This is a genomic window from Alteromonas sp. R7 (assembly GCF_055755235.1).
Map to the genome: position 1 here is coordinate 541,401 of NZ_JBVTQX010000001.1, position 21,867 is coordinate 563,267.

Annotated in this window: 17 protein-coding genes; 13 read left to right on the top strand and 4 right to left on the bottom strand. The window is 45.0% G+C overall.

Annotation, left to right across the window (positions count from 1 at the left end):
- Positions 1–305 precede the first annotated feature (305 nt).
- From rlmN to AC0J2X_RS02310, 9 genes are all read left to right on the top strand, one after another.
- A complete protein-coding gene (rlmN, locus tag AC0J2X_RS02270) occupies positions 306–1,424 on the top strand; it encodes a dual-specificity RNA methyltransferase RlmN (protein ID WP_014977032.1) in 1,119 nt (372 codons plus the stop codon).
- A 24-nt stretch (positions 1,425–1,448) separates the two neighbouring features.
- Positions 1,449–2,639 (top strand): type IV pilus biogenesis/stability protein PilW, encoded by a 1,191-nt coding sequence (pilW, locus tag AC0J2X_RS02275; protein ID WP_061486179.1) that lies wholly within the window; start codon positions 1,449–1,451, stop codon positions 2,637–2,639.
- A 6-nt stretch (positions 2,640–2,645) separates the two neighbouring features.
- Positions 2,646–3,683 (top strand): RodZ domain-containing protein, encoded by a 1,038-nt coding sequence (locus AC0J2X_RS02280; protein WP_061486177.1) that lies wholly within the window; start codon positions 2,646–2,648, stop codon positions 3,681–3,683.
- Between the two features lie 8 nt (positions 3,684–3,691).
- Complete coding sequence (gene ispG, locus AC0J2X_RS02285; protein WP_014950167.1) at positions 3,692–4,810, top strand: flavodoxin-dependent (E)-4-hydroxy-3-methylbut-2-enyl-diphosphate synthase; 1,119 nt, start codon at positions 3,692–3,694, stop codon at positions 4,808–4,810.
- 82 nt (positions 4,811–4,892) lie between these two features.
- Positions 4,893–6,176: a histidine--tRNA ligase gene (gene hisS / locus AC0J2X_RS02290; RefSeq protein WP_075177060.1), complete on the top strand. Its 1,284-nt coding sequence runs from the start codon at positions 4,893–4,895 to the stop codon at positions 6,174–6,176.
- A gap of 12 nt (positions 6,177–6,188) precedes the next feature.
- Positions 6,189–6,809, top strand: coding sequence for a YfgM family protein (locus tag AC0J2X_RS02295; protein WP_014950165.1), 621 nt, complete (start codon positions 6,189–6,191; stop codon positions 6,807–6,809).
- A 44-nt stretch (positions 6,810–6,853) separates the two neighbouring features.
- Complete coding sequence (gene bamB / locus AC0J2X_RS02300) at positions 6,854–8,113, top strand: outer membrane protein assembly factor BamB (protein WP_014950164.1); 1,260 nt, start codon at positions 6,854–6,856, stop codon at positions 8,111–8,113.
- Between the two features lie 290 nt (positions 8,114–8,403).
- Positions 8,404–9,849 (top strand): ribosome biogenesis GTPase Der, encoded by a 1,446-nt coding sequence (gene der / locus AC0J2X_RS02305; protein WP_014950163.1) that lies wholly within the window; start codon positions 8,404–8,406, stop codon positions 9,847–9,849.
- A gap of 419 nt (positions 9,850–10,268) precedes the next feature.
- Positions 10,269–10,994 (top strand): choice-of-anchor E domain-containing protein, encoded by a 726-nt coding sequence (locus tag AC0J2X_RS02310; RefSeq protein WP_472995727.1) that lies wholly within the window; start codon positions 10,269–10,271, stop codon positions 10,992–10,994.
- 299 nt (positions 10,995–11,293) lie between these two features.
- On the opposite strand, the gene AC0J2X_RS02315 is transcribed toward AC0J2X_RS02310, so the two are convergent.
- Together AC0J2X_RS02315 and xseA are read right to left on the bottom strand one after the other, a co-directional pair.
- Positions 11,294–12,451 carry a hypothetical protein gene (locus AC0J2X_RS02315; protein WP_061486176.1) on the bottom strand — a complete coding sequence of 386 codons (1,158 nt, stop codon included), beginning with the start codon at positions 12,449–12,451 and terminating at the stop codon, positions 11,294–11,296.
- A 15-nt stretch (positions 12,452–12,466) separates the two neighbouring features.
- Entirely contained in the window at positions 12,467–13,819 is a 1,353-nt protein-coding gene (xseA, locus tag AC0J2X_RS02320) for an exodeoxyribonuclease VII large subunit (protein ID WP_039228354.1), read from the bottom strand.
- Between the two features lie 100 nt (positions 13,820–13,919).
- On the opposite strand from xseA, the gene guaB reads away from it, so the two are divergent.
- From guaB to AC0J2X_RS02340, 4 genes are all read left to right on the top strand, one after another.
- Positions 13,920–15,389, top strand: coding sequence for an IMP dehydrogenase (gene guaB / locus AC0J2X_RS02325; protein ID WP_014950158.1), 1,470 nt, complete (start codon positions 13,920–13,922; stop codon positions 15,387–15,389).
- Between the two features lie 70 nt (positions 15,390–15,459).
- Positions 15,460–17,037, top strand: coding sequence for a glutamine-hydrolyzing GMP synthase (gene guaA, locus AC0J2X_RS02330; RefSeq protein WP_014950157.1), 1,578 nt, complete (start codon positions 15,460–15,462; stop codon positions 17,035–17,037).
- A gap of 211 nt (positions 17,038–17,248) precedes the next feature.
- Positions 17,249–18,871 (top strand): methyl-accepting chemotaxis protein, encoded by a 1,623-nt coding sequence (locus AC0J2X_RS02335; RefSeq protein WP_039228352.1) that lies wholly within the window; start codon positions 17,249–17,251, stop codon positions 18,869–18,871.
- A gap of 109 nt (positions 18,872–18,980) precedes the next feature.
- Entirely contained in the window at positions 18,981–19,883 is a 903-nt protein-coding gene (locus AC0J2X_RS02340) for a histone deacetylase family protein (protein WP_061486174.1), read from the top strand.
- Positions 19,884–19,964: 81 nt separating this feature from the next.
- Here the strand turns inward: AC0J2X_RS02340 and AC0J2X_RS02345 are convergent, their stop codons facing one another.
- Entirely contained in the window at positions 19,965–20,981 is a 1,017-nt protein-coding gene (locus tag AC0J2X_RS02345; protein WP_039231566.1) for a phospholipase A, read from the bottom strand.
- A 35-nt stretch (positions 20,982–21,016) separates the two neighbouring features.
- Positions 21,017–21,859 carry an MBL fold metallo-hydrolase gene (locus tag AC0J2X_RS02350; protein ID WP_061486172.1) on the bottom strand — a complete coding sequence of 281 codons (843 nt, stop codon included), beginning with the start codon at positions 21,857–21,859 and terminating at the stop codon, positions 21,017–21,019.
- Positions 21,860–21,867 lie beyond the last annotated feature (8 nt).

Consider the following 21,867-nt stretch of genomic DNA (forward strand, 5'->3'; position numbering starts at 1 on the left):
ACGCTTCTCGCGCATTGCCTAAAGCGCGCTCAGTCACTCAGAAGAAAGATTCACGCTTTATGCCGCTTTGCTCGGCGCTCATTAAGGCAAGCTAAACCACGCTTCTCGCGCATCGCCAAACTTAACGTTTCTCTGCGTTAAATCGGCTTTTTCTCAAATCTCATCTGTGGTAAAATCCGCGCAAATTTTAATCAGCGCTTTTCTTTTTCTTAAATGTCGTTCAAGACATAGTCGAATCGCTGGTTTTTACACCGTATTCAGTAGTAAGAGGGGCATCCCTCGAAGGTAAAAGGGTCATCTTATTCATGGCAAAAACTAACTTATTAAACTTAAATCGCGAAGGCTTGCGCAATTTCTTCAAAGAAATGGGCGAGAAACCGTTTCGTGCCGATCAGGTAATGAAATGGATTTACCAGCACGGTATCAGCGATTTCGAGGAAATGAGTAACCTCAATAAAAACCTTCGCGCGATGCTCATTGAAAATTGCGAAATTAAAGCGCCTGAAATTGCATACTTTCAAGAAGCGAGCGACGGAACTATTAAGTTTGCACTTACCCTTGAAGGTGGTCAGGAAGTTGAATCTGTTTGGATCCCAGAAACTGACCGTGCAACGCTTTGCGTGTCATCACAGGTAGGTTGCGCGCTAGAGTGTACTTTCTGTTCAACCGCGCAGCAGGGGTTTAACCGTAACCTAAGTGTAAGTGAAATTATTGGTCAGGTATGGCGTGTAGCTACTTTCCTTGGTCTTTCAAAAGACTCAAGCAAACGCCCTATCACTAACGTAGTAATGATGGGTATGGGTGAGCCACTGCTTAACCTTAAAAACGTTGTACCAGCAATGGATATTATGCTGGACGATTTCGGTTTCGGCCTGTCTAAACGCCGCGTTACGCTAAGTACATCGGGCGTGGTTCCAGCGCTAGATATGTTGGGTGACCAAATAGACGTAGCTTTAGCTATTTCATTACACGCACCCACCGATGAGTTGCGCAACGAAATCGTGCCTATCAATAAGAAGTACAATATCGAAGCCTTCTTAGCGGGCGTACGTCGTTATCTGGCCAAATCTAAAGCGAACCAAGGCCGTGTAACGGTAGAATACGTTATGCTTTCAAACATCAATGACAGCACTGAACAAGCGCACCAGTTGGCAAAGGTATTGAAAGACACACCTAGTAAAATAAACTTAATACCATTTAACCCTTACCCAGGTTCGCCTTATACATGTTCAAGCAATTCGCGTATTGATAGATTCGCAAAAGTGCTTATGGAATATGGGTTTACAACCGTTGTGCGTAAAACGCGAGGTGATGATATAGACGCAGCATGCGGTCAATTAGTGGGTGATGTGGTAGACAGAACGAAAAGAATGTTAAAAAAACAGGTGAAGGGCGAAGCAATTTCAGTAAAAATGGCCCAATAATCATTAAGATATTAGGGTAAGACTATGGTTGCGGGATTGCGAACGTCACTTAAAATTGGCTTTTTAAGCGCGATTATTTTCACTTCTGGCTGTGTCAGTAATAGCCAGTCAGGGTTGTATGGCGGTAACTTCGATCACGAAGAAGCCGCCAAAACACGCATGTCCCTTGGTCTTACCTACCTTCAAAATAACAACTACACGCAGGCAAAAAAGAACCTCGACAAAGCGCTTGAGTTTAATCCACGCTCTGCAGAGGTTCAGTTTGCGATGGCATATTACTATCAGCTGGTGGGGGATAACCTTCGAGCGGAAGAGTACTATGAAACTGCTATCGACCTTGCGCCTAACAATGGTGATATTGCCAACAGTTATGGCGCGTTTAAGTGCCAAAACGGCGAATACGAAAAAGCCAAAGCGTATTTCTTTGATGCTATAAATAACAGGCTTTACGCTAACGCAGCGCAAACCTACGAGAACTTGGCATTGTGCGCGCAAAGTCAAGGTAAGCTAGATGAAGCGATCGGCTATTTTCAAGACGCATTAAAACATCAGCCTGCCCGGGGCAAAAGTCTGTTCTTACTCAGTGAACTTTACACGGTTTCAGAACAGTGGGAACTTGCTGAATCTACGTTACGAAAATACGAACGTGTTGCCAAAGTTACGCCAGATTCATTGTGGTTAGCTTATGAAATAGCCAAAGGGAAAGGGGATCTAGAGACTGCAAAGGGTTATGGCGAAATGATGATGTCATTGTTCCCTGAAAGTGAGCTTACTAAACGTTACTTAGTGCAACGTGAAAGTATGCAAAACAAAGTGGTTAAAACCGTTAAATCTACACAGCCAAACGATTCTGAAACACAAATAAGCGAAAACCAAGCAAATACCGATGGGCTTGCACAAACATCATCAAATGATAAAGAAAATGAAAAGAGCGTCGCCCAAGACAACGACGCTCAGCGTCAATCTCAGAGCAATAACACCGACAACGCTCCTACAGCCACAGCTAACACACCAGAAAAAGCACAAAATACTGAATTATCTGTGCAAAGTGATAAATTCCATGTAGTAAAAGAAGGTGAAAACTTATATCGTATTTCTTTATTGCACAATATCAAAATGGCAACACTGCAAGAGTGGAATAACCTTGAAAATACTGGCGCTATTATTGCTGGTCAGACGCTTTGGTTAGTACCACCGAGTATGCAGGAGGAATAAGGTTTAATGGTGTCGGAAGAAAAAGCGAATCAAGAAGTTACTTCGCAACAACAAGAAAACACGCCAAGTCCAGGGGCAATGCTAAAAGCGCGCCGTGAAACGCTAGGTTTGTCTCAACAAGATATTGCTGATAAATTATTTTTGAAAGCTAAACAAATCAATGATTTAGAAAATGATGTCATTGATGAAAAGTCTTCGGTGACTTTTACAAAAGGATACGTGAGAAATTATGCCAAGCAATTAGGCATGAATTCTCAAGAAGTTATAGAGGCATTCGAACGCTTCCACAATCAAACATCTGTACCGTCTTCCGAGAAATTACAGAGCTTTTCAAAGCGTGTCGCAAAACAGACACACGATGACAGGTGGATGATGGTAACTTATGTTATTTTACTTCTTATCATTGCCGCCGTTGTCGTGTGGTGGTATCAACAGCCTAGTGACGACACGGTAGCTGAACTGCCACTTAGTGAGGCTGTTAAGCGAGAAGCCGCTAATACGCCTGTCCCATCGGCGGGCACAGATACCGACAATGTAACTACTGACGCCTCGTCGTCGCAGGGTGATACGGCTGGAAACAATCAGCTAGACACGGGCGTGAGCAATAGTTCAAACTCAGAAACCAGCGGTGCGTTCAGCGACCAAGATAGCGGTTTTAACCAAGACGGTAGCTTGAATGATGGTGCAATCTCAGCACCCGATACAGAGGTGAATGATAGCAATAACCTAACCGCTCTGGTTGATTCTGCGAATAGTAACGAACCCCAACCCAACCTTAATGTGAATAGTCAGTCTGATGCAGCGCCAATTGCTATGGTTTTCACTTTCGACGATGACTGTTGGGTTAATATAAAAGACGCGTCTGGAGAAGCTATTGCCTATGGGGTAAAGCTAAAAGGACGAGTTATGGAAATTCAAGGCGTTCCTCCTGTTGAAGTTACGCTCGGTGCACCGGATAATGTGCGCATATCAGTTAACGGCGAGTCTGTTGATATTTCTTCATACCAAAACGGTAAAACAGCTCGCTTCGCACTTCCTTTATAGGTAATTAGATGTTTGCAGAAAGCCCTATTAAGCGCAGAAAGTCTACGCGTATTAATGTAGGTAACGTCCCCATTGGTGATGGCGCTCCCATTGCTGTTCAATCTATGACGAATACGCGGACCACTGATGTGGCAGCGACCGTCGATCAAATAAACCGTATTGTTGCAGTGGGTGGGGAGATCGTTCGAGTATCTGTGCCCACGATGGAAGCGGCTGAAGCATTTAAAGAAATTAAAAAGCAGGTGAGTGTGCCACTCGTTGCAGACATTCATTTCGACTACCGTATCGCACTTAAGGTTGCTGAATACGGCGTAGATTGTCTGCGTATTAACCCAGGTAACATAGGTAATATGGAGCGTGTGCGCTCTGTGGTCGATTGTGCAAAAGACAAGAACATTCCTATTCGCATTGGTGTGAACGGTGGCTCGTTAGAAAAAGACTTACAAGAGAAGTACGGTGAGCCAACGCCAGAAGCGCTGGTTGAATCCGCAATGCGTCATGTGGATATTCTCGATAAACTTAACTTTGATCAATTCAAAGTCAGCGTTAAAGCGTCAGATGTTTTCTTAGCTGTTGGCGCCTATCGTTTATTGGCACAAAAAATAGACCAGCCGCTTCACTTAGGTATTACCGAAGCCGGTGGTCAGCGCGCCGGCGCCGTGAAGAGTGCCGTTGGCTTAGGTATGCTATTGGCTGAAGGTATTGGTGATACGTTGCGCGTATCGTTAGCCGCTGATCCGGTGGAAGAAATCAAGGTAGGCTTTGATATTCTGAAGTCACTGCGTATTCGCTCGCGCGGTATAAACTTTATTGCTTGCCCGAGTTGTTCACGACAAGAATTCGATGTAATCGGCACAGTGAATGCTCTTGAGCAGCGATTGGAAGATATTCTTACGCCAATGGATGTCTCTATCATCGGTTGCGTGGTTAACGGCCCAGGCGAAGCAGAAGTGTCTGATTTGGGCCTCACTGGCGCACGTAACATGAGCGGCCTATATGAAGACGGTAAGCGCGTTAAAGAACGTCTTCCTAACGACGATCTAGTGGATAAGCTTGAAGCTAAGATTCGCGCCAAAGCATCGCGTATGAGTGAACAAAATAAAATTCAGGTCTCGGTTAAAGACTGAGACATTTTTTGTTCATTGTTGTTTATTCCCAAAGCCCCTATAATGCGGGGCTTTTCACTATTTAGCAGTATGAGAATTTCACGTGGCTAAGACTATTCAGGCAATTCGAGGCATGAATGACTGCCTACCGGAGATTTCCGGTACATGGCAGAAGGTAGAATCTGTACTTCGTCAGGTTGTGGCGAGTTATGGTTACCAAGAAATACGTACTCCCATCGTTGAAAGCACCGACTTGTTCAAGCGCTCTATCGGTGAGGTTACCGATATCGTTGAAAAAGAAATGTATACCTTCGAAGATAGAAATGGCGACAGCTTAACGCTACGTCCAGAAGGTACGGCAAGTTGCGTGCGCGCAGGAAACGAGCACGGCTTATTGTACAACCAGCAGCAACGCCTGTGGTACATGGGGCCAATGTTCCGTCATGAACGTCCACAAAAAGGGCGTTATCGCCAGTTCCATCAGTTCGGTGTAGAGACCTACGGTATGGACGGCCCTGACATCGACTTAGAAGTGATTCTTCTTAGTGCACGCTTTTGGAAAGCTTTTGGTATTGAGCAGCACGTAAAACTTCAAATCAATACCTTAGGTTCAAACGAAGCTCGCGCTGCATATCGCGATACGCTGGTTGAATTCTTAAAACAGCGTGCAGACCAGCTCGACGAAGATTCACTGCGTCGACTTGAAACGAATCCACTTCGCGTACTCGATTCAAAGAACCCTGATGTTCAAGCTGCTATTGCCGATGCGCCAGCGCTAATCGATCATCTTGATGAAGAATCTAAAGTACATTTTGAAACCTTGTGTTCGCGCTTAACGCAAGCAGGCATTGAGTTTGAAATAAATCCTCGACTAGTGCGCGGATTAGATTACTACAACCGTACTGTGTTTGAATGGGTGACAGATAGCTTGGGAGCCCAAGGTACAGTGTGCGCTGGAGGCCGTTACGATGGCTTGGTAGAGCAACTCGGGGGCAAAGCAACGCCTGCGGTTGGTTTTGCTATGGGTATTGAACGTTTGGTACTGTTGCTAACCACGTTAACCGAAGAAGGTCAGGACTCAAGTTTCGCGGATGTTTACGTAACGGCGATGGGCGAAGAGGCACAGTCATACGCTATTGAGGTAGCAGAACATCTTCGAAATACGCTTCCTAATACACGCATAATGATGCACTGTGGCGGCGGCAACTTTAAAAAACAATTAAAGCGTGCAGATAAAACAGGTGCACGTTTAGCGCTGCTTTTAGGCAATGACGAAATGCAGTCTCGCGAAGTAGGTGTTAAACCACTGCGCGATGGTCAAGAACAAGTTACAGTCAGCTTCGATACCTTATCTGATAAGGTTGCAGAGATGCTGAGCGCAAAATAAAAAGAGGACATCATGGAACAGTTCGCAACAGAAGAACAACAAGTAGAAGCGATTAAACGTTTTTGGAAAGAGCACGGTACTGCAATTATTGTCGGTGCAGCGCTTGGTCTAGGTGGCCTTTGGGGCTGGAGAGCGTATTCAGAAGCGCAAATTGAAACTAAAGAAGCGGCATCGGTTGCCTATCAAAATGCCGTAGAGACTTTTGGTACCGAAGGCAGTGACGCAAAAGTTAAAGCTTTTATCGAAGAGAACAAAGACAGTGGTTATGCAAGCATCGCTAGTCTTCTTGCTGCTAAGCAAGCGGTAGATGCCGGTGATTTAGACGCTGCAGCTTCTCACCTAAATAGCGTAGTAACCTTTGCCGAAAATGACGAATTGAAAGTACTTGCCTCACTTCGTTTGTCGCGTGTGCAAATTGAAATGAACCAGCTGGACGCGGCGTTGTCTACGCTTAGCAATGTAACAAACGACGCATTTGCAGCAGAAGTTTCTGAATTAAAAGGCGATGTGTATCAAAAACAAGGCAAGTTTGATGATGCTCGCTTAGCTTATTCAAATGCGTTAGAAAAAAATGCCAACAATCCGCTTTTACAAATGAAGTTAGATAACCTATCGGTATCTGCTGCGCAATAAGCGAAAGCCTTAGGGCTGGTATAAATAATAAAGAGGTACGCAATTTGTTTCACAACACGTGTGGCCGTAAAGGTCGATTTGCTCGCACGATAGGTATGGCACTCGCGGTGTCTATCACAATGTCTGGCTGCTCAACTATTTCAGACTGGTTTGCAGATGATGAAGAATTAGAGATTCGTCGTTTAAAGCCTATTGAGGCTAAATTCACACCTAAATTAGTGTGGGATCGCGATATTGGTGATGGCGTTAATCATTACTTCTCTCGTCTTCGCCCTGTTTATGCCTATGACAAGCTTTATGCTGCCGATCGCCATGGCGCCGTTGTCGCGATGGACCCTGAGTCGGGTAAAGTGTTGTGGGAGAAAGATTTCGCACAGTTTCGCTCTGAGGGCATGCTAAGCTCAGTCACTAATTTGTGGCGTAGCGGTGAGACTGCACGTATTGGTGGTATCGCCGTAGCAGACAGACACGTATTCATTGGTACAGAAAACGGCTATGTAGCTGCAATGGATGCAGAAACCGGAGAGTTAGTTTGGGATGCGTCTGTTCCCGGTGAGATTTTAGCGGCTCCGGCAGCTGATGAAGGTATCTTAGTGGTTAACACGGGTGCTGGTAGCTTATTTGGTTTTAATACCCGCACTGGTGAACAGTTGTGGAGACACGAAGGTGATACTCCTCCGCTAACATTACGTGGTATTTCTGGCCCAATAGCATCTAACGGTGGTGCTATCATCGGCACACCTACAGGTAAAATTCAGGTTAATCTTATCGAAACAGGTGTACTTGCTTGGGAAACGGTAATTGCAACGCCTTCTGGTGCAACAGAGTTAGAGCGTATTGTTGATATCGACACAACGCCTGTTTTATTTGGCGGCACGGTTTATACGGTTTCTTACAACGGAACATTAGCTGCTGTAGAGTTACGTTCAGGTCGTGTAATTTGGAAACGTGAATATGCATCGTTTCGCAATTTGAATATCGACGGCAATAAAATTTTTGTTGTAGACAACAACTCTAACGTTTATGCCCTTGATAGACGAAACGGCGTAGAGCTTTGGTCTCAAGGTTCACTTAAGCATCGCTCATTAACGGCTGCTACTCCAGTAGGCGACCATGTGGTTGTTGGTGATAACTGGGGCTTTCTACACTGGATTGAACAAGAAACAGGTGAAGTTGTTGCACGCCTAGATGTTGGCGGCGATGACGAAGATGATTCAATCTATGCTGCGCCGTTGAAGGTTGATGATAAGATTATAGCGGTAACACGTAATGGCGTAATAGCGTCGGTGCAAGTTCCAAAGTAACAGGAACGTTTCGCTAATATTTAAACAGAAAAGGTGCTTAAAGCGCCTTTTTTTATACCCCGCGGTTTTTTCGGGCCTAAACTTGGGAATTACCAATGGGTAGACGGTTTCTCTTCGTGTTATTGAACGCCATTGGTATTAGGTAGTGAACAAGGTATAATGCGCCCATTCTCAAAAGCCTCATAGTAATTCACCTCTCGTTAGAGAATACAGCTCCCGAACGTTAGTTGTAATAGATGGTGTATGCGGCTTGTGCTTTTTTAGCTTTCATGACCCCTAGGATCTGATAAATGTTACCCGTTGTTGCTTTGGTTGGCCGCCCTAATGTTGGTAAGTCAACCTTGTTTAATCGCCTTACAAATACCCGTGATGCACTAGTTGCTGACTACCCGGGGCTAACTCGCGACCGTAAATACGGCCAAGCGAAATTTGAAAAGCGCCAGTTCATAGTAGTGGATACCGGCGGTATTACGGGCGATGAAGAGGGCATTGATGCTGAAATGGCACAACAGTCTTTGTTAGCTATAGAAGAGGCTGATGTCGTATTGTTTTTGGTTGACGCCAGAGCAGGTATGCTGCCAGCCGACCAAGGTATTGCTGATCATCTTCGACGCATAAACAAAAAAGTGTTTGTTGTGGCGAACAAGGTTGATGGAATTGACGGCGATAGCGAAAGTGCGGAATTTTATTCCTTAGGCTTAGGTGATATTAAGCAAATAGCTGCGGCGCACGGTCGCGGTGTTAGCCAATTGCTGCAGGACGCCTTAAAGCCACTTGAATCTGATTTCCCGGACATGGAAATTATCGATGAGGAGCCTGAAGAAGAAGAGGATGCTGAAACGCAGCGTCAACGCCTGCAAGAGTTACCTATCAAACTTGCTATCGTAGGTAAGCCCAACGTGGGTAAGTCGACACTGACAAACCGCATTTTAGGTGAAGAGCGCGTGGTGGTGTTCGACATGCCAGGCACCACCCGTGACAGCGTGTACATTCCAATGGAAAGGGATGAGCGTGAATATATCCTAATCGATACCGCGGGCGTGAGAAAGCGCAAGAAAATTAGTGAAGCCGTAGAGAAGTTCTCTATTGTTAAAACTCTTCAGGCAATTGAAGAAGCTAACGTAGTGCTATTGGTTATTGATGCCAGAGAAGGTATTACCGACCAAGATCTTAGCTTATTAGGCTTTGTGCTTAATTCAGGTCGTTCATTAGTAGTTGCCGTGAACAAGTGGGACGGATTAAGTACTGACGTGAAAGACGACATAAAGCGCGAGATGGACCGTCGTTTAGGCTTTATCGACTTTGCTCGAATTCATTTTATTTCTGCGCTTCATGGTTCGGGTGTTGGTAATTTATTTGAGTCTGTACAAGAAGCGTATATGAGCGCGACCAAGCGTATTAATACCGCGCTGCTTACACAAATTATGGAAATGGCTCAGGATGACCATCAACCTCCGCTGGTGCGTGGGCGCCGAGTTAAAATGAAGTATGCTCACGCAGGTGGTTACAACCCACCGGTTATTGTTATTCACGGTAATCAAGTGGATGACTTACCAAGCTCTTATAAGCGTTTCTTGATGAATTACTTTAGAAAAGCGCTAGAAATTATGGGCACGCCTATCAAGATAGAGTTCAGAGAAGGCAACAACCCGTTTGAAGGTAAGAAGGCTAATTTGACCTTGGCGCAGCAGCGCAAGCGCCGTCGTATGATGTCTTATTACAAAGATAAAAAGTAGCCTTGTTAAGTACATCGCTGCGCTTATTAGCGTAGTGATGTACAAGTCCGCTATTATAAAAAGTATTAATGTCTCTTTCTTACCACGCTAGTTTTTGCCGCGTTAACAGACCCAAGTATCTATAGCGTTATCAGTGTACTGCATGCATTGCATCAGCCTACCTAAGTTTCAACCCTCCTTTGCTGATTTTACTAAAGCATCAGCCGTGCCAAACTATATTCTGTCGGTCATAATTACAACTAAAGTGTAATATTTTCTATCAGTGAATAATTTTTAGCTTTCATTATATAACCTTAAATTTTGTTAACCCATGCTACATGCGGTATTGCACATAAATTAATCTATGGTTTCTTTCTTGCAGTCACAGGGAGCCCCTTCGACCGTCGGGGTAATTCTAACTATATGAGCAGGATGAATTTATGAATAAGCGAATTATTGCCGCTGCCATCATCGCAGCGACTACAATGCCAATAAAAGCAGCAATTATTACGCAAGAAGTATCCTTTGGTGAACAAGGAAGTCCTTTCGACGTGGCAGAAGTATCGCCGCTATCGGAAAGTGTGTTTATTGACGCATTTGATCAAACACTGGGTACACTGAACGCTGTAAATATAACGGTCTATGGACAGATAGACAGCGAAGGAAGATCCGTTAATGGAAGCTCTGAAGCAGGTCGCACTGACGTAGATATCTTTCTAGCGTCGAACTGGCAAGTATCCAGTAGCGTAGCTGAAACATTTGTATTTGAACAAGCAAATTTCGTTAATCCGCTTGTCTCTGCACAAAGCTCACCAGAGGGGACATTCACAATGATTCCAGGTGAAGATTCTGCCGAATTTGAGTTTGATGTGACAACAGGCGAACGGTCGGGGATGCTAGCAAACGTAGACTTGTCGGCCTTTCTAGCCGGAACTCCAATCGAATTTTTGTTTTCAACGGATGCGAGAACGAACGTATTTAATCAAGTAGACGGGGGAACGGGTAGCTTTACAAATGAATTCTCAACGGGTTCTTGGGGTAAAGTATTCGTAGAGTTCGATTACGCCCCGACAGCCACTAGTGTTTCTGAGCCAGCGGCATTTAGCTTATTTGGCGCAGGGCTTTTGTTCTTATTATCAAACAGAAGAAAAGTAATCAAAAAATGAGTGTAACGTCTATCGATTATTACAATTTCGACCGTTTATAATCCAGACAAAGGAAGAATGATGTCAGTGGAAAAATTACACTCAGCGAAGCAGCCGCTTCAAAAAGACCAGGTTTACAATTGGTTTGATAGGTATAAACCGAGAGAACAGGCGAAAGTTCACATTTTAAGCAGTGACGTGAAACGTAAGTCAATTAATCCTGTAATGCGATTTATTGAAAAATAAAAACAGCAACGGTTCGCTCTTACCCATTGGCCAAAGTTTAGCAACTAGTGATACAACTAATCTTTTCTATGGTATCAATTGGCGCTTTCTAAAAGCAGAGAGCGAACCTTTTTCATCATTTCAGACTCTTGCGGAACTTCTACGTTAACAATCAATTGATTGACAATATTGTCTGAAAAGTCAGGAGGAAAAGTCGTAGACACTTTTACGATTTTATCTTGTAGCTTAAAGACATAGGTTGTCGCGTAAATTGTTGGTGATGTTTCAGATGTCGCGCTTAGCCCCAACCTCCATCCTCTTAATGCGCTGTTAACCTCGTAGCGTGAGGCTGGACTGATTTGAGACAAAGTTAACTGCTGTAAATCGGCTGTAGCACTAGCTCTTTGCAGATCACTTTCTAGTTGCTCAGGAAGTAGCTCGTTTTCATCTGAAGAAAGCTGATCTAAAAAGGGATATACGGTGACGTCAACGAGCGCATCTTCAAACTCAGGGTGTATATAGCGAGTAATTGCACCGTTAAACGGGTCTGGATATAACTGAGTATCTAATTTAGTGAAGTCGCCAATGGCGTTTGGTACCTGTAATCCACCCTTATAGTCGCTAGCTTCTAGCGCATCGAACAAAAACTGGCTGGTAAATAATCCAGAATGTTTGGCATGTTGAATCCAGCGGGTAATCAACGATTGAGCTTCTTCTTCGGCTAAAGCGGTTTCCGTTTTCACATCTGTGTTTTCTAGAGCACTCGCATCAAATGAAGATGAGTCAATTTCTATCCCTCGCCATTGTAAAGTGAATTCTGCAAATTGTTTTGCGTGCTGTCGATGCATGCCAGGCGCTGCGCCAACATTAGCAATCAATAGTTCGTAGTCGTTTCCTTCGCCATAAGGGAACAAATGACTGAACTCTCCTGATTCGCTTAGGAGTTTAATAAAGCTGTCGGGCGAAATAGCATCTTCAAAACACAAATTAGTGGATTGAGAAGCATTAGCTTCGCTTAATGCTCGCTGGGCTCCACAAGCCCTGAGTAACGTCTCGCTCGGGTAGGTAGAAAAAACAGAGACAGGTTGATTGACCATAGAAGCAAAGGTGAAGTCAGGCACTAGTAACAGAACAAAAACGCACAAAGGTGTCAAAATTTTTGGTACAGCGAACCGCTGTGACTTTAGGCTCCAAAATGCACAGGCCCGCTGGTAAATACTGGAAAAGGAAAACGCGTTTACATGAACGGGCATAATACTTAAGGCTACCTATTGCCGTTGAATGTGTGTCACTGTACTGGTTATTTCTCCGTCAGTCACCCGAGATTTTATCTCATCACCTACATTTACTTTATTCACGCTATTAATGGCTGCTTTGTCGGACAAAGTAATGCTGTAACCACGGGCGAGCGTTGAAAGAGGACTTACGGATTGTAAGAGGCTAACTTTACCACCAAGTTCATTTTTTTTGCTTCTAATAAGTGTGTTCATGCTTGATAAGAGCTTGGTGCTAGCATAGTTTAATTTGTCTTTTGCACGCGCCACGTTTGCTGATGGCGATTGTTTGTTTAGCCTGTAATCAAGACCTTGTAATCGCTTCTCTGCTTTTGCCAAGTCGTTTTGCATCTTATGCGCTAAACGAAGTTGTAGTCTGTCTAACGTTTGCCACTGCGATTGGATGCGGCTTTGTGGATGCAACGCATTTAGCCGTTGTTTCTTTAAAACAAGCTGTTGTTTACTCGTTTGAAGGTACTGATGTATTGCCCTTGCTAAGCGTTGTTTTTGCTGACTTAGCGTTTGGTAAAGAGCGGCAGAATCCTGACTTAAGATTTCGGCAGCAGCAGATGGGGTAGGGGCGCGAACATCGGCGACGAAGTCACTAATGGTGAAGTCTACCTCATGGCCTACGGCGCTAACTATTGGAAGGGCACTTGCAGCGACTTCTCTTGCTAAGCTTTCATCATTAAAACACCACAAGTCTTCTAATGAACCGCCGCCTCGCGTAAGTAACAGCACATCCACTTCTGCGCGGTGGTTAGCCGTTCTCAACGCATTAATTAACTGTAAAGGTGCAGTTTCACCCTGAACCATCGACGGATAAACAATGATTTCGGTTTGTGGGCTGCGTCGTTTTAATACACTTAATACATCGTGAAGCGCTGCACCGCTTGATGAAGTTATTACGCCGATGCGATTGATACGTTCAGGTAGCGCACGCTTGTTAGCAGTATCGAACAAGCCTTCATTGTTGAGTTTGAACTTTAAGGCTTCGAACGCTTGCTTAAGCGCACCTTCGCCATCGCTTTCCATGTGTTCGACAACCAGTTGATAGTCGCCGCGTGCTTCGTAAAGGCCAACCGACGCTCGCACTAAAATTTTGTCGCCTTCTTTAGGGCGAATACGAACATTGCGGTTTGATCCCTTAAACATGGCCGCGCGAACTTGGGCTTTGTTGTCTTTGAGCGTGAAATACCAATGCCCTGATGCGGCTGCCACAAAGTTGGATATTTCGGCAGATAGCCAAATAAGGCCAATTTCGCCTTCCAGTACGGTTCTGGCTAAGCGATTTAGCTTGGTAACTGTTAAAATTTGTCGAGACGTAGATGGCGAATTTGTAAACATAAAAAAAATCACTGGGTTTAATACATTTAGAGTTTACCTGAAAACTAAAAAACACTACAATTGCGCCGCAATTAACCCTCAACTGAATAGGTGTTGTTGCATGCTACGTATCATCCAAGAAGCCCTGACGTTCGACGATGTGTTGCTGGTTCCCGGCCACTCGACCGTCCTCCCTCACACAGCCAACTTACAAACACGCCTTACGCGTGGCGTAACGTTAAATATTCCAATGGTGTCTGCTGCCATGGACACGGTTTCTGAAGCCCGTCTAGCTATTGCGCTAGCCCAAGAGGGTGGTATTGGTTTCATTCATAAAAACATGAAGCCCGAAGAGCAAGCCAAACACGTACGTGAAGTTAAGAAATACGAAAGTGGTGTGGTATCTGATCCGGTAACGGTTGAAGAGAATGCGACCATCGGTGAAGTTATCGCGCTTTCTAAGCGTCTTGGTTACTCTGGCTTCCCGGTGACTGACAAAGATAATAACCTAATTGGTATTGTGACAGGCCGCGATCTTCGCTTTGAAAAGCGTTTGAATTTGCCTATTAGAAACGTAATGACCGGTAAGGATGATCTGGTTACCGTTAAAGAAGGTGCAAGCTCTGATGTGGTGTTAGACCTAATGCACGAACACCGCATTGAGAAAATTCTTGTCGTCGACGACGCGTTTAAGCTTACAGGCCTGATCACTGTTAAAGACTTCCAGAAAGCAGAAAACAAGCCTAACGCATGTAAAGACTCGCTTGGTCGCCTACGTGTAGGTGCTGCGGTAAGCGTTGGACCAGGTACTGACGAACGTATTGCACTACTTGTAGATGCAGGCGTTGACGTTCTACTTATCGATACCTCTCACGGTCACTCGCAAGGTGTTATTGACCGCGTGAAAAAGGTACGTGCAGACTATCCAGATGTACAAATTATTGCGGGTAACGTTGCGACGGGCGATGGCGCGAAAGCACTTGCCGATGCCGGCGTAGATGCTGTTAAAGTGGGAATTGGCCCTGGTTCAATTTGTACTACCCGTATCGTAACCGGTTGCGGTGTGCCTCAAATTACTGCGGTATCAGATGCAGTAGAAGCGCTTAAAGATACTGACATTCCAGTAATCGCTGACGGCGGTATTCGTTTTTCGGGTGACATTGCTAAGGCGTTGGCTGCTGGCGCAAGCTGCGTAATGGTTGGCAGCATGCTAGCAGGTACTGAAGAAGCGCCAGGCGAAGTAGAACTTTTCCAAGGCCGTTATTACAAGTCATATCGCGGTATGGGTTCACTAGGCGCTATGGATCAAAGCCACGGTTCGTCAGACCGTTACTTCCAAGATTCTGATAACGCTGAGAAATTAGTACCAGAAGGTATTGAAGGCCGCGTAGCGTACAAAGGTCCAATTGCTAATATTATCCATCAGCAAATGGGCGGCTTGCGCTCAGCCATGGGCTTAACGGGCTGCGCAACGATTGAAGAGCTCAATACCAAGGCACAATTTGTGCGCGTAACTTCAGCCGGAATGGGCGAGAGCCACGTTCACGATGTAAGCATTACCAAAGAAGCGCCAAACTACCGTTTAGGTTAAGGCGACCGACGACTGCGAGGCTGGTACTACACCAGCCTTTGTTCTTTTATTTAACGGGTAAAAATAAAACATGACCACAAATATCCACGACCAACGCATACTTATTTTGGATTTTGGCTCGCAATACACGCAGTTGATAGCACGTCGTGTTCGCGAAATAGGCGTTTACTGTGAGCTTTGGGCTTGGGATGTGACCGAAGAGCAAATCCGCGAATTTAATCCTCAAGGGATTATTCTGTCAGGTGGCCCAGAGTCAGTAACCGAAGAAGGCTCACCACGCGCGCCCGAGTACGTATTTGAAGCCGGCGTGCCAGTGCTAGGCGTGTGCTATGGCATGCAAACCATGGCACAACAGCTAGGTGGTGGCGTACTGGGTTCAGACAAGCGTGAATTTGGTTATGCGCAAGTAGAAGTGATTAAGCCAAGCCCGCTGCTGGATAAAATTGAAGATGCGATAGGCGATAACGGCGCGGCGCTGCTTGATGTATGGATGAGCCACGGCGATAAAGTGGCAGCTATTCCCGAAGGTTTTGAAACCATCGCGCAAACCGCTTCATGCCCACATGCTGCAATGTATAACGCAGAGAAGCAATTCTATGGCGTGCAGTTCCACCCTGAAGTGACTCACACTCGCCAAGGCATGCGTCTATTAACTCACTTTGTGATGGACATCTGTAAGTGTGAAAAACTCTGGACAGCTGGCGCTATTATTGACGATGCCATTGAGCGCATAAAAGAGAAGGTGGGCGATGAAGAAGTTATTCTTGGCCTTTCAGGCGGTGTAGATTCTTCAGTAACAGCTATGCTGCTTCACCGCGCGATAGGTGACAAACTTACTTGTGTGTTTGTAGACAATGGCCTGCTTCGCTTAAATGAAGCTGATCAGGTAATGGAAATGTTTGGTGACCATTTCGGCCTTAACATTATCCGTGTAGACGCTGAAGAGCGTTTCCTTGATCGCCTAAAAGGCATTGAAGATCCTGAGCTTAAACGTAAAGCTATCGGTAATGAGTTTGTTCGTGTATTTGACGAAGAAGCGGGTAAGCGTGAAAACGCGAAGTGGTTAGCGCAAGGTACTATTTACCCTGACGTTATTGAATCAGCGGGTTCTGCAACGGGTAAAGCGCACGTAATTAAGTCGCACCACAATGTGGGCGGCCTTCCTGAAGATATGGAGCTGGGTCTTGTTGAGCCACTGCGTGAACTCTTTAAAGACGAAGTACGCAAAATCGGCCTAGAGCTAGGTTTACCGTACGACATGCTTTACCGTCACCCGTTCCCTGGTCCGGGTCTAGGTGTTCGTGTACTTGGTGAAATTAAGAAAGAATATTGCGACTTACTACGTCGTGCTGACGCTATCTTCATTGAAGAGCTATATGCAGCTGACCTATACCAAAAAGTAAGCCAAGCGTTTACCGTATTCCTTCCAGTGCGCTCAGTTGGCGTAATGGGTGATGCGCGTAAATACGACTGGGTAGTAAGCCTTCGTGCAGTAGAAACCATCGATTTCATGACAGCTCACTGGGCACATTTACCCTACGACTTCCTAGGTAAAGTGTCGAATCGTATTATCAATGAAATTGACGGCATTAGCCGCGTAGTATACGACATTTCTGGTAAGCCACCTGCTACAATTGAGTGGGAATAAACGGGTGTAAATTTACCGAAATGAAAAGAGAGCCTTCGGGCTCTTTTTTTTATCTACTTAAAAAAGAACAAGTTAATAAGCCTGTTACTATAAGGGTGTATATTTTCGCATATATTGGTATGTTGATTCATACCAAATTTGTAACCATACCGTCATAAAAATATCATTTAATGGCGACGTCCTTCTTTAAATTTATACTAAAGGTTAAGCCGTGTTCAATTACACAAGCATCAGCCGTTTGGTGATGACGCCTGTTCTCGCCAGCTTTTTAATTCTTGTACTATTAAACGGTGCCTCAATTCTAAAGTCTTTCTCGTTACTTAATTCATTCGATGAGTTAGAAAACACCCTTGTTCAGTCAGAACGAGACGTCAATACCACGCTAAGTACTTTCAAAACTCAAGTGCAAGAGTGGAAGAACGTATTGTTGCGTGGCCACAAAAAAGACGACCGAGAAAAATACTGGGAGCGATTCAAGCAGAGAGAGGCCGATATCACTCGCCAGTTTGACCTGATGCTATCAAGTAGTGTGATAAGTGAAAACGTGAAGTCAGATATCAGGCAATTTCAAAAAGCCCATGCAGTCATGGCCGAGAAATACCGTGAAGGATACGACGCATTTATTAACTCAGGGTTTGATCCAAAGGTTGGAGATAGCTTTGTTCGAGGTATTGATAGAGAGCCTGCTAAGCTCCTCTCAGGTATCGCGGCGGAAATTGCAGCCGATTCAGCGAACGCGATTGCTGAGCTTAAAGCCAATACGCGCACTATGCTCTGGATAATTCTACTGGCGGCTATTGCGCTCTCTGTGCTTTCTGTTGCTTATGTGATTGCTCGTTTACGCTCTCAGGTTATTAAACCAACGAAGCAGGTTGCGGCGTGTATATCCAACTTGGCTCATAGCCGTTACGACTACGCGTTAACGTATTCCAGCGACCATGAATTGGGCATGCTGGCAGAATCAGCCAGGGCATTACAAAACAAATTAAAAGATTCGGTTGCGCAGCTTCAACAAGCGGAGACCGAAATGGAAAAGGCGTTTGGCACCCTCGGTAACGTCAGCCAATCCATTATGGAAGGCGCCAATGGACAACGGGATGCGTCGCGCTCGCTTGATAGCAGTACGGATAAACTTAAAGAGATTGTGCAAAATTTAGTGGCAATCACCGACCAAGTTGCTGTGGCGACAAATAACTCAGAAAAGAACGTGGCAAGTTGTTATGCCACGTTTGAAAGCGCCAATGCAGGCTTTAAGCAACTAGCAAAAACGGTAACCGAATCAAGTAATATCGTGTCAGAACTGCAAAGCCGCAGTACCAATATTCTAAAAGTGGTAAATGTTATTAATGAAATTGCCGATCAGACTAACCTGCTGGCTCTAAACGCAGCAATTGAAGCTGCTAGGGCAGGTGAGCATGGCCGTGGTTTTGCTGTGGTAGCCGACGAGGTTCGAGCACTTGCAGCTAAAACACAGCAGTCGACCAAGGAAATTAACGACATTTTAAGTAGTTTTGAAGCTGAAGCAAAAGGGGCTGTTGCGGCGATGTCGTCAGGCAAGCAGCTGTCAGACACAAACGCAGCAGAAGCAGCGACAGCGCTTGAAACACTCAATAACGTGGTGAGGGATATTCAAGAAACGGCGAGCGTAGTTGTGGCGCTTAACGAAGCCGCAGATGAGCAAGAGGCTGTACTTCAGCAGGTGGAAACAATTATCAGTAATGTGGTCACATCATCTGAAAAATATCATCAACTTGCTCAGCGTGATGACATGTCACGCTCAATGAAAAGTATGTCAGAAAACGTTGAAAAGGTGGTGAACAGTTTGACCCGCTAACTGTGCTTTGTCAGTATAAACACGTTAAAAGGGAGTGTTTGAACAATGTTCACGCTCCTTTTCTTTTATCTGTTATAGATGCGTGCGTCCTAAACTAGTATTGATAATAATGACAACACCACTCGTATTTCATCCTATTTATAGCCAGTTAGATCTTCCTGAGCGACACCGATTTCCCATCGAGAAGTACGTAGGTATTCGCGATGAATTGTTAAATCGTGGTGTGGAAGCATCGCGTTTTGTTACTCCATCACCGGTTGATCTTTCTTTTCTCACTGCCTATTACGATCCGGACTATGTTGATGCATTAAGTACTGGCGCATTAGATAAGAAAGCCATGCGCCGCATAGGCTTTCCCTGGTCGCAGCAGCTGATTGAGCGTACCCGTACTGCCGTTGCTGGAACTTGTTTAACAGCCAAGCTAGCTCTAGAGCATGGAAAAGCATTGAATTTAACAGGCGGGTATCATCACGCGTTTGCTGATTTTGGTTCAGGTTTTTGCTTGTTCAACGATTTATATTTGGCAGCGAAAACTATGCAGCAAACCCCGTCCGTTGAAAATGTGCTTATTGTCGATTTAGATGTGCATCAAGGCGATGGCACAGCAAAACTTGCCGAAAACGACCGTGATATTTTTACCTTATCTATTCATGGTGAAAAGAACTTCCCTCACAGAAAGCAGCGTTCCGATATTGATATAGGACTCGATAAGGGCACCGAAGACGATGAGTATCTAACTACGCTAGAACAAGCGCTAACGATGGTAATGAGGCAATTTCAGCCCGATGCCATCTTCTATGACGCAGGCGTTGATGTGCATGTAAACGACGACCTTGGTCATTTACATATTTCTACGCAAGGCGTGTACGAGAGAGATACGCAAGTCTTTGCGTTAGCCGAGCGTTTAGGCGTTCCGATTGCTGCGGTAATTGGTGGAGGCTACCAAAGAGATATTGCAGCGCTGGTAGAGGTGCATATTCAGCTTTATCGCGCGGCAGGCGTGATTGATTAGCAAACAGTGATGTCGAAATGAGAAGAGCACGCCATGCAAAAGCGGTTTGGCGTGCCCATCCTGTGTCTACGTGGTTATTTATTACAAAAAGTGCAGCTGAAAACCGATACCAATACGTTCTTGTGAGCGGTTATAGTCGATAAGCGAATCGCCATAGCCATTGAAGTATTGAAGCAAGACTTCATAGCGGTCAGAGATAGGGTAGGTGAAGTCTAGCTGGATGCTGCCTCGGTTCTCATCTACGTCGAGGTTATTTCGTAAAAGCGCCAGTACTTTAAACGCGCCAATTTTCCTTCCATAACCAAGTTCCATTCTACCGTAATAGTCTTGTATATCAGGGTTATCGTCGCCGGTAGGATCAAGCGGGTCTGTTTTCTCGTCTTCAGGAATACGGTACCACGTCTTTAGGTAGTAGATATCGTCATCGTCGCTAAAGACAATAGAGGCAAATATACGGTTCCAGCTTCGAGAGCGCAGCCCGCTTTGACCGTTAGACATATGATTGAAACCAACTTGAAAAGTATTAAATTTGTAGCCAAGCACGGAATAATCGGCTGTTTCTTGCCAAAAGACTTCTGGTTCGTAATTGGTCTCGCGAAACGGCTTCGACGCTTCGCTGTTATAAAGCTGCCAGAAAGAGGTTAGCGTAAAGCCAAAGTAAACACCGTCGAACCCTGTATCTTCCAAATAAAGCGGCAGCTTTGCGCTTACCTGAAATTTTGCTTCTTTATTGTCTATGTTCTCGTTTGTGAGTTCTTCACTTGCCACAGAGCTTGGGTTGGAAACGTAAGTAATTGGAAGTAGATAGTTTTGTCTATGCTGAGTGATAGCAAACACATTATCCAGTGCTTCTTTATCGCCTTCTAATCGGTTATCCAGTGCACTTTCCGTGATGGTGTCACGTTTGATGATATCGATAACTTCAATACCGCTTTCTTCCTGAGACGATTGATTTTCTTCATTTTCAACAGTGCGCTCTTGTTCACTATTTTCTGAAGATGACGCTTGTTCGCTTACCACTTCTTGTGATTGTTGAGCGCAAACAGGCGTGCAAGCAGCAAATGCTGCCAAAAATACAAAAGGCTTTAACACAGACACCTTTAATTCTCCGTAACGTGGGGTTGTTGTTATGCTTAACTGAAGTCCAGTGCTTGGCCTTCTGAAGATGCAAATACTTGTAGATTAGACTCTGCCACTGTGACGTATACATTACAATGGTTTACAACATCATCTATATCGTCATCAGTCCGTTCTGGATCATGACTATATAAAGCTAATTTTTTTGTGTTACATGCCATTGCTAGTTTCACCGCTTCTTCCGCGACCGAATGACCCCATCCGTTCTTCGCTGGCATGTCAGACAACATATACTGTGCATCGTGTATTAGCAGATCGGCATTTTGTGCAAATTTTGCGAAATCGATAAAGTCTGTTTCTTTTTTGTAGGGGGGGTAAAGCTCATTATCTGTTATGTAAGCCACCTTTGCGCCATCGGCTTCAATACAATAAGCACTGCCACGACCGGGGTGGTTCATGGCTAAGCGAGTTATGGTTGCGCTTCCTACTGAAAATCGGCTTGTAGACTTGGGAATATCGACAATAGAAATGTTAGCTTTCAGCGCACTTCGGGGGACTGGAAATAACGACCCTTCCATTTGCTTTAAAATTTGATCAGGTTCATCAAGGAGGGTTTGACCCGGGTATATGTTGATTTCGCGTGAAGCCTGATAGATAGGCGCAAAAAAAGGGAAGCCTTGAATATGATCCCAATGGTTGTGGCTCAACAGCAGATTAATGGGTGTATCTTTTTGAATAAGGCGCTCGCCAAGCACGCGAATCCCTGTGCCAGAGTCGAGGATGATATCGGTACCATCCTCAAGCTCAATGTGAACGCATGCAGTATTACCACCATAGCGGACGTAAGCTGCTCCCGGGGTAGGGATTGACCCTCTTACGCCATAAAATGTTAACCGCATACGCCCTC

Excerpts from the sequence above, each read along its gene's own strand:
- AC0J2X_RS02350 (WP_061486172.1), bottom strand. The coding sequence starts at position 21,859 with ATGCGGTTAACATTTTATGGCGTAAGAGGGTCAATCCCTACCCCGGGA.
- ispG (WP_014950167.1), top strand. The coding sequence starts at position 3,692 with ATGTTTGCAGAAAGCCCTATTAAGCGCAGAAAGTCTACGCGTATTAAT.
- xseA (WP_039228354.1), bottom strand. The coding sequence starts at position 13,819 with ATGTTTACAAATTCGCCATCTACGTCTCGACAAATTTTAACAGTTACC.
- AC0J2X_RS02280 (WP_061486177.1), top strand. The coding sequence starts at position 2,646 with ATGGTGTCGGAAGAAAAAGCGAATCAAGAAGTTACTTCGCAACAACAA.
- der (WP_014950163.1), top strand. The coding sequence starts at position 8,404 with ATGTTACCCGTTGTTGCTTTGGTTGGCCGCCCTAATGTTGGTAAGTCA.
- AC0J2X_RS02315 (WP_061486176.1), bottom strand. The coding sequence starts at position 12,451 with ATGCCCGTTCATGTAAACGCGTTTTCCTTTTCCAGTATTTACCAGCGG.
- guaA (WP_014950157.1), top strand. The coding sequence starts at position 15,460 with ATGACCACAAATATCCACGACCAACGCATACTTATTTTGGATTTTGGC.
- pilW (WP_061486179.1), top strand. The coding sequence starts at position 1,449 with ATGGTTGCGGGATTGCGAACGTCACTTAAAATTGGCTTTTTAAGCGCG.
- AC0J2X_RS02310 (WP_472995727.1), top strand. The coding sequence starts at position 10,269 with ATGAATAAGCGAATTATTGCCGCTGCCATCATCGCAGCGACTACAATG.
- guaB (WP_014950158.1), top strand. The coding sequence starts at position 13,920 with ATGCTACGTATCATCCAAGAAGCCCTGACGTTCGACGATGTGTTGCTG.
- rlmN (WP_014977032.1), top strand. The coding sequence starts at position 306 with ATGGCAAAAACTAACTTATTAAACTTAAATCGCGAAGGCTTGCGCAAT.
- AC0J2X_RS02340 (WP_061486174.1), top strand. The coding sequence starts at position 18,981 with ATGACAACACCACTCGTATTTCATCCTATTTATAGCCAGTTAGATCTT.
- AC0J2X_RS02295 (WP_014950165.1), top strand. The coding sequence starts at position 6,189 with ATGGAACAGTTCGCAACAGAAGAACAACAAGTAGAAGCGATTAAACGT.